The organism is Desulfonatronovibrio magnus, assembly GCF_000934755.1.
GTDB lineage: Bacteria > Desulfobacterota > Desulfovibrionia > Desulfovibrionales > Desulfonatronovibrionaceae > Desulfonatronovibrio > Desulfonatronovibrio magnus.
In genome coordinates this window covers 1-1,239 of sequence record NZ_JYNP01000084.1, presented here as the reverse complement: position 1 = coordinate 1,239, position 1,239 = coordinate 1, and the positions used below count along the sequence as shown (strand labels likewise).

Annotated in this window: 1 protein-coding gene and 1 pseudogene; both read right to left on the bottom strand. The window is 44.0% G+C overall.

The window, feature by feature from the left end:
• Positions 1 to 515, bottom strand: a 515-nt coding sequence (locus LZ23_RS25655; RefSeq protein WP_435050737.1) for an Rpn family recombination-promoting nuclease/putative transposase, incomplete at its 3' end; no start/stop codon positions are given.
• Between the two features lie 157 nt (positions 516 to 672).
• A pseudogene (locus LZ23_RS24585) lies at positions 673 to 1,239 on the bottom strand (Rpn family recombination-promoting nuclease/putative transposase); the annotation flags it as partial.

The following is a 1,239-nucleotide window of genomic DNA, read 5'->3' as shown; positions in this document are numbered from 1 at the left end:
ATAATAAGCCCTTCATGCTTACCCTGCCTAAGCCACTGATCAGCTAAAGTTTCCATTATCTTTTCACCTCCCTCTGGAATGAGATCCAGAGCTTTTTTGTAGTCTTCCTTGTATAGATATCCGGAGCTTTTAACCAGGTATCTAAAGAAAATATCAATGTATTCCAGGGCAGTTCTCTGCTCCATAGATTCCAAAAGACCTCGGACCAGCCGAGTCGGCAAACCCTTGATATTCGGGTCGTTCTGCATCTTGATTATTTCAACATAGAACTTGAGCAGTATCTTTTCCTGAACTTTTGCCTCATCAATACCATGAACATTGAAAAAGGCAAAGGAAAAGTCAGGGATATAGACCTTAAAGAATTCAGAAGGCATTTCCACCAGGTCATGGAAGGAAGAGCACATATTTCGGTCATCCTCTTGGCCCTGATAAATGACTATGGGAATAATGGGCGGGAGCTTGCCATCCACAAGCATGTGCTGTTCCTGAAGTTCCAGCCATTGAAGGGAGTGCAATAATTAACCTGTCCCATACTTCCTTTGTCCCATACTTCCTCTTTCTGGCTGAAGCTGTGAATGTGGTACCTCTGGGTGAGGCTGCGTAACTGCTGGGGATATTACGAGGCCACCCTGTCGATGCGGGGTGGCCTACTTATGGGAACGGGGAAGGAGATTAGTTGTCGGTGATCTTTCGGACCTGGTCAGTGAACTGATCCATGGTCTCAGCTCTCAATGAGAAGTCAAAGAGGGCGTCCAGAACTTCTAAAGATTGTATTGTTTTTATGCGGTTTACAATTTCGGGCTGCAGGATTCCAAACTTGGAGTTGACCAGTTTGAAGATTGAGTCACATTTCGATTCCTTTTTAGCAACCCCCTCCCAATAAGGTCTCCTTGATTGCTCCAGATCCTTTAACATTTCTTGTGCTGCTACTCCTACCATATCCTCACCTCCTGGAAATCGTCTGGCAAGCTGGGTTACTCGTGCCCTACTCAAAGGACCAGATGCCAGTACGTATTTCAAAATATTAAGCAAATATTCTTTTCTTTTGTCCTCATCAGGCAGCTGCTCAAACAAGTCAAATATTTCCTGCAGCTTTATGTCCAGCTCAGGGAAGTGAATATACTTAAACAGCAGGTGAAATATCTCCATAAGGATAGAGGTTTTGAAAGCCTCGTCTGCCATATGGGTTATGTCATGCAGTAAATGCCTGAACTTAGGAATAAAAACCCTGAATGATTC